This window comes from Micromonospora sp. NPDC007271, from assembly GCF_040634005.1.
Lineage (GTDB): Bacteria > Actinomycetota > Actinomycetes > Mycobacteriales > Micromonosporaceae > Micromonospora.
In genome coordinates this window covers 1-6,447 of sequence record NZ_JBEYER010000179.1, presented here as the reverse complement: position 1 = coordinate 6,447, position 6,447 = coordinate 1, and the positions used below count along the sequence as shown (strand labels likewise).

Sequence of the window (6,447 nt, the reverse complement as noted above, 5' to 3'; positions counted from 1 at the left end):
TCCAGCTCGGCACCACCACCCTGACCTTCCGCGTGGACGGCTGACCAGCGTTGCCGGAACTCGTCATCACCGTCGCCCGGTTCGGGTTCCTCATCCTGCTGTGGATCTTCGTCTTCACGGTGGTCGGGGTGATCCGCCGGGACCTCTTCGCGGGGGCCAGGTCGGGTCGGCTGGTGGCCGCGCCACGCGCGGTCGGCGCCTCGACCGGGCAGGCGGCGAAGCCGGCGAAGGTGAAACGGGGCAGAGCCGCGCACCAGTTGGTGGTCACCGCCGGCCAGCTGGCCGGGACCCGGATCACCCTTGGTGAATCCCAGATCACCATCGGGCGGGCCGAGGATTCGACGTTGGTGATCACCGACGACTACGCCTCGGCGCGGCACGCCCGGCTGGTTCCGCGCGACGGGCAGTGGTTCGTCGAGGATCTCGGATCGACTAACGGCACCTACCTGGATCGCGCTAAGGTCACCGGACCGACCCCCGTCCCCCTCGGCGTGCCGATCCGCATCGGCCGCACTTCCCTCGAATTACGGCCATGACTCTGACCCTGCGCTATGCGGCCCACAGCGACCGCGGTCTGATCCGAGACGGTAACCAGGATTCCGTCTACGCCGGGCCGCGGCTGCTCGCCGTAGCCGACGGCATGGGCGGCATGGCCGCCGGTGACGTCGCCAGCAACATCGTCATCGGTGCCATGGCGCCCCTCGACGAGGACGTCCCCGGGGACGCTCTCGTCGACGCGCTGCGTTCGGCCGTGGGCACCGCCAACCAGCAGCTCCGCGACACCGTCGACGCCAACCCGCAGCTGGAGGGGATGGGCACCACGCTCACCGCGACCCTCTTCTCCGGCAGCAAGCTCGGCATGGTGCACATCGGCGACTCGCGGGCCTATCTCCTGCGGAACGGTGAGTTCACGCAGATCACCAAGGACGACACGTACGTCCAGATGCTCGTCGACGAGGGCCGGATCAGCGCGGAGGAGGCGAGCAGCCACCCCCAGCGTTCCCTGCTCACCCGGGCGCTGGACGGCCGCGACATCGACCCGGAGTACAGCGTCCGGCAGGTGCTCCCCGGCGACCGCTACCTGATCTGCTCCGACGGGCTCTCCGGGGTGGTCAGCGCCGACACCATCGCCGACACGTTGCGCCAGTACGCCGACCCGCAGCAGTGCGTAGAGCGCCTGGTGCAGCTCGCCCTGCGCGGCGGCGGCCCGGACAACATCACCGTGATCATCGCCGACGCCACCGACCAGGACATCGTCGAGGCGAGCCCGATCGTCGGCGGTGCCGCGGCGCGGGACCGGGGCATGGCCACCTCGGCCGACGTCTCCACCCCGGCGGCGCGGGCCTCGGCCCTCTCCGCCCCGCGGGCGCCCGCCCCTGAGGAGCCGGTGGACACCCGCGACGACGAGCCGGAGCGCGGCCGGCACCGGCCGCTGCGTACCGCCGCGATGCTGCTGGCGCTCCTGGTCATCCTCGGTGGGGGCGTCTTCGGTGGGTGGAGCTACACCCAGCGCCAGTACTACGTCGGCGCCACCGAGGACGGCCAGCTCGCCGTCTTCCGGGGCGTGCCGGGCCAGGTCGCCGGCCTCGACCTGTCGAGCGTGCACTCCCGGAGCCCGGCCAAGCTGGACGACCTCACCCTGGCCGCGCAGGAGCAGGTCAAGCAGGGCATCCAGGCCCGGAGCGAGCCGGACGCCGAGCGCCGGCTGGCCGAGCTGACCAGCGACGACCCGACCAACCCCAACCTCAAGCCGATCTGCCCGCCCAGCCCGACGGCCACCGCCACCGCCACGGCCGTCAGCCCCGCCCCGACCACCACCGCACCCACCCCGGCGGCCGGCGCGAGCGTCCTTCCGTCGGGCACCACCACGCCGGTGCCGACCAGTACGCCCGCGCCGACCACCACGCCCGACGCCGTCGTCTCCGACACCGTTCCGCCGGTCGACCCGGCGGGCTGCCGGTCGCCGGAGTGAGTGCCGGCTCAACCCCGAGGACTTGACCGTGACCGCAGCCGCCGTACCGGCCACCTCTCCCGCCTCGACGGGTGAGCAGCCGGGCGTACGCCTGGCCCGGTCCCGGCGTAACGCCGAGCTGTCGCTGCTGCTGCTCGCCATGGTGCTGGTGGCGGCGTACGGGGCGACGATCGAGGCGAACGTGCTGGACACGGTCACCCCGGACTTCTGGGTGCCGGCCGCCACGCTGGGGCTGGTCTTCCTCGGCCTGCACCTGGTGATCCGCTGGCTGGCGCCCTTCGCGGACCCGGCGCTGCTGCCGGCGGTCGCCCTGCTCAACGGCATCGGGGTGGGCTTCCTGCGCCGCTACGACCTGGCCAAGGCCGACTCGGCCGACCGGGAGAGCCTGGCCATCTTCGCGGGCACGGGCGGCCGGCAACTCGCCTGGACGCTCGCCGCGGTGATCCTCGCCGCGGCGCTGCTGGCGATCATGCGGGACCACCGCTCGCTCTCCCGGTACGCGTACACCCTGGGCCTGGCCGGCATCGTCCTGGTGATGATCCCGGCGGTGCTGCCGAACCAGTTCTCCGAGGTCAATGGCGCCAAGCTGTGGATCCGGTTCGGCGGCTTCCAGATCCAGCCGGGTGAGTTCGCCAAGCTCGCCCTGCTCACCTTCTTCGCGTACTACCTGGTCCGCAAGCGCGAGGTGCTCTCGCTGGCCAGCCGGCGGGTGCTCGGCATCGACTTCCCGCGCGGCCGGGACCTCGGCCCGGTCCTGGTGGTCTGGATGATCAGCATCCTGGTGCTGGTCTTCGAGAAGGACCTGGGCACCTCGCTGCTGTACTTCGGCATGTTCGTGGTGACGCTCTACATCGCCACCGAACGGGTCAGCTGGCTGCTCATCGGTCTGATCCTCTTCTTCGGCGGCGCCTACCTGGCGTACGTGCTGGGCAGCACCGTCGGTGGCCCGTTCGCGAACTTCTACGTCCGGGCGGAGATCTGGCTGGACCCGTTCGCCGACCCGTACGACAAGGGCTGGCAGCTCGTCCAGGGTCTGCTCACGCTCGGCACCGGCGGCCTCTTCGGGGCGGGCCCGGGCGGCGGCCAGCCGACGCTGCTGCCCGAGGTGCAGACCGACTTCATCTTCGCCGGCATCGGTGAGGAGATCGGCCTCTTCGGCCTCTCCGCGCTGCTCGTGGTCTATCTGCTGATCGTCGAGCGGGGGCTGCGGGCCGCGCTGGCGGTGCGGGACTCGTTCGGCAAGCTGCTGGCCGGCGGCCTGGCCTTCACCCTGGGGCTGCAGGTCTTCGTCATCGTCGGCGGGATCAGCAAGCTCATCCCGCTGACCGGTCAGACCACCCCGTTCCTCTCCGCCGGTGGTTCGTCGCTGATGGCGAACTGGCTGCTCATCGCGACCCTGCTCCGGGTCTCCGACGGCGCCAGCCGGCCGGTGGCCCCCGGTGGCCCGGCGGCCCGGCCGTCCGGCGGCCCGCCCGAGCAGCTGCACGGCGCCCCGACGGAGGTGATCCGGCCGTGAACGCACCCCTGCGCCGCGTCGGTGTGGTCGTGATGGTCCTCTTCGGGCTGCTCTTCGCGAACCTGAACTGGATCCAGGCCTACAAGGCGGACGAATACCGCACCAGCGACTACAACGGCCGGGTCCAGGTCGACGAGTACAAGCGCAAGCGCGGCAACATCGAGGTCGGCGGCACCGCGGTCGCGATCAGCAAGAATACCGGCGGCAAGCTCAGGTTCCAGCGCACCTACCCGGGCGGCGAGACCTACGCACACGTGCTCGGCTACAAGCCGGTCAACGGTGGCGAGGTCGGCATCGAGCGGATCGAGGACGGGTTTCTCGCCGGCACCAGCGACCAGCTCATCGGCGACCGGATCAAGGACATGTTCACCGGTGACAAGACCGGTGGCGGCAACGTGCTGCTGACCCTGTCGAAGCGGGCCCAGGAGACGGCGTACAAGCAACTCCAGAACAACCAGGTCGGGGCGACCAGGGGCGCGGCCATCGCGATCAATCCGCGTACCGGCGCCGTGCAGGCGCTGGTCTCCATGCCGAGCTTCGACCCGAACCCGCTGGCCGACCACGACACTGAGGCGGCCGGCAAGGCGTACGACAAGCTCGACAACGATCCGGAGCGCCCGCTGGCCAACCGGGCGCTGGCCGAGACCCTTCCCCCGGGCTCCACCTTCAAGATCGTGGTGGCCGCGGCGGCGCTGGAGAACGGCGTCGGCAAGCAGACCCGGATCCCGGCCGGGCCGAGCTGGACTCCGCCGACTGCGGGCAAGCCGATCGAGAACGCCGCCCGCTCGATCTGCCCGGAATCCCAGGTGACCCTGATGGAGGCGGTCACCGAGTCGTGCAACACCGGCTTCGCGCAGCTCGGCGTGCGGCTCGGCGCCGACAAGATCAAGGACAAGGCCCAGCAGTTCGGCTTCGAGCAGGACGACCTCACGGTCGGCCAGCTCGGTAAGGGCGGCCTGCCGGTGGCGCCGAGCCAGACCGGCGACATGCAGAACCCGGACGGCAGCACCGACCCGGCGGCGCTGGCCCAGTCCTCGATCGGGCAGAACAATGTGCGGATGACCCCGCTACAGGGCGCGCTGATCGCCGCCTCGGTGGCGAACGGGGGCAGCCAGATGCGGCCGTACCTGGTCCAGCAGCTGCTCGGCCCGGACCGGACCACGGTCTACGACGCCGCCAAGCCGCGTGAGCTGCGCCGGCCGGTGAGCGAACAGGTCGCCGGCGACCTGCGCGAGATGATGGTCAGCGTGGTCCGCAACGGCACCGGGCGAAAGGCCGCCATCGACGGGTACACCGTGGGTGGCAAGACCGGGACGGCCGAGTCCGGCCCGGGCACCCCCGACCACGGCTGGTTCATCGGCTTCGCGCTGGACAAGAACGGCACCCCGATCTCCGCCGTCTGCGTGGAGCTGGAGCGAGCCGGTAGCGGCGGCAGCGCCGAGGCGGCCCGGATCGCCGGCCGGATCATGGCGGCGGTCATCACCGACTCCGGAGGCCGCTGACATGCTCAGCCCCGGGGTGCAGCTCGGCAACCGCTACCGCCTCGACGAGCGGATCGCCAGCGGTGGCATGGGTGACGTGTGGCGCGGCACCGACCAGGTGCTGGGCCGGACGGTCGCGGTCAAGAGCCTGCTGCCCGCCCTGCTGGACGAGCCGGGCTTCGCCGAGCGGTTCCGCGGCGAGGCGCGGACGATGGCCACCATCAACCACCCGGGCGTGGTCGACGTCTACGACTTCGGCAGCGACCAGCAGATCGCCTTCCTGGTCATGGAGTACGTCGAGGGTGACGCGCTCTCCTCGACCCTGAGCCGGGTCGGGCGGCTCACCCCGGCCCGGACGATGGCCCTGCTGGCGCAGGCCGCCGACGCGCTGCACGCCGCCCACGAGAAGGGCATCGTGCACCGGGACGTGAAGCCCGGCAACCTGCTGGTCCGGCCGAACGGCACGCTGGTGCTCACCGACTTCGGCATCGCCCGCTCCGACCTGGTGGGTCAGCTCACCGCCGCCGGCTCGGTGCTCGGCACCGCCTCGTACATCTCGCCGGAGCAGGCCACCGGCGCGGTGGCCACCCCTGCCTCGGACGTGTACGCGCTCGGCGTGGTCGCGTACCAGTGCCTCGCCGGCCGGCGGCCCTTCGAGGGGGACAATCCCCTCGAAATCGCCATGAAGCACGTACGGGATGCGCCCCGGCCGCTCCCCTCCGACATCCCGCCCCAGGTCAAGGCGATCGTGGAGCGGGCCATGGCCAAGGACCCGGCGGCCCGCTGGCCGAGCGCCGCCGCCCTGGCCAGCGTTGCCCGGCAGGTCAAGCTCGCCCTGTCCCAGCAGGCCCGGGCCGCGGGCCAACCCCGCCCGATCTCCGGCGTACCGTCCTCGCCGGGCGCGCCAGCGGCTCGGGCCCAGGTCCCGGCCGCGGCGCGACCGCAGCCCCGCCCGGCCGCGGCGATCGCCCGCCCGCCGGTAGCGCCGCGTCCGGCCACGCCGGCCCCGCAGCCCCGGCCGCCGGTCGCCCCGCGCGTCGCCGCGGCCGTCTCGCCGCCCGGGCAGCACAACCCCATTGGGTACGCCCGGCCGGCGGCCGTGCCCGCCCGGCCGCTGCCGGCTCCCCGACGCTCCCGGGCCGGGCGGTGGCTGGTCGCCATCGTGCTGGGCGTACTGGTCGTGCTGTGCTCGGGCGTGGTTTCCTACAAATTCCGGAAGAGCGCGGCCGGCGGTCCCGGCGCGGCCGCTCCGGTGAGCGTGACCTCCGGCGCGCTGCGGGCGCACGGGGGAGACGATCAGGTCCGGACGTCGTACCGTCGTGGGGTACGGCTTCAACTGCCTGGCGGCGAGACGACGACGAGCGAAGGACGAGAGACGCGATGACAGCGCAGGCCCGCCTGCTCGGTGGCAGGTACCAGGTCGGCGAGCTGCTCGGCTACGGCGGCATGGCGGAGGTGCACCGCGGTCGCGATCTCCG

The 6,447-nt window shown here is 72.2% G+C and carries 5 protein-coding genes; all 5 read left to right on the top strand.

Features of this window, described 5'->3' with window-relative positions:
- The first annotated feature begins 50 nt into the window (after positions 1-50).
- The 5 genes from ABZ570_RS33260 (at position 51) to ABZ570_RS33240 (ending at position 6,353) form a co-directional block, all read left to right on the top strand.
- Positions 51-536, top strand: a complete 486-nt coding sequence (locus tag ABZ570_RS33260) for an FHA domain-containing protein (protein WP_091199864.1) — start codon at positions 51-53, stop codon at positions 534-536.
- Entirely contained in the window at positions 533-1,972 is a 1,440-nt protein-coding gene (locus ABZ570_RS33255; protein ID WP_358072039.1) for a PP2C family serine/threonine-protein phosphatase, read from the top strand. Before ABZ570_RS33260 ends, ABZ570_RS33255 begins: the two co-directional genes overlap by 4 nt.
- A 139-nt stretch (positions 1,973-2,111) precedes the next feature.
- Complete coding sequence (locus ABZ570_RS33250) at positions 2,112-3,488, top strand: FtsW/RodA/SpoVE family cell cycle protein (protein ID WP_358072041.1); 1,377 nt, start codon at positions 2,112-2,114, stop codon at positions 3,486-3,488.
- Entirely contained in the window at positions 3,485-4,990 is a 1,506-nt protein-coding gene (locus ABZ570_RS33245; protein WP_358072037.1) for a penicillin-binding protein 2, read from the top strand. Before ABZ570_RS33250 ends, ABZ570_RS33245 begins: the two co-directional genes overlap by 4 nt.
- A gap of 1 nt (position 4,991) precedes the next feature.
- Positions 4,992-6,353 (top strand): protein kinase, encoded by a 1,362-nt coding sequence (locus tag ABZ570_RS33240; RefSeq protein ID WP_358072035.1) that lies wholly within the window; start codon positions 4,992-4,994, stop codon positions 6,351-6,353.
- Positions 6,354-6,447 lie beyond the last annotated feature (94 nt).

Coding starts and splice junctions, on each gene's coding strand:
- ABZ570_RS33255 (WP_358072039.1), top strand. CDS start 533: ATGACTCTGACCCTGCGCTATGCGGCCCACAGCGACCGCGGTCTGATC.
- ABZ570_RS33250 (WP_358072041.1), top strand. CDS start 2,112: ATGGTGCTGGTGGCGGCGTACGGGGCGACGATCGAGGCGAACGTGCTG.
- ABZ570_RS33240 (WP_358072035.1), top strand. CDS start 4,992: ATGCTCAGCCCCGGGGTGCAGCTCGGCAACCGCTACCGCCTCGACGAG.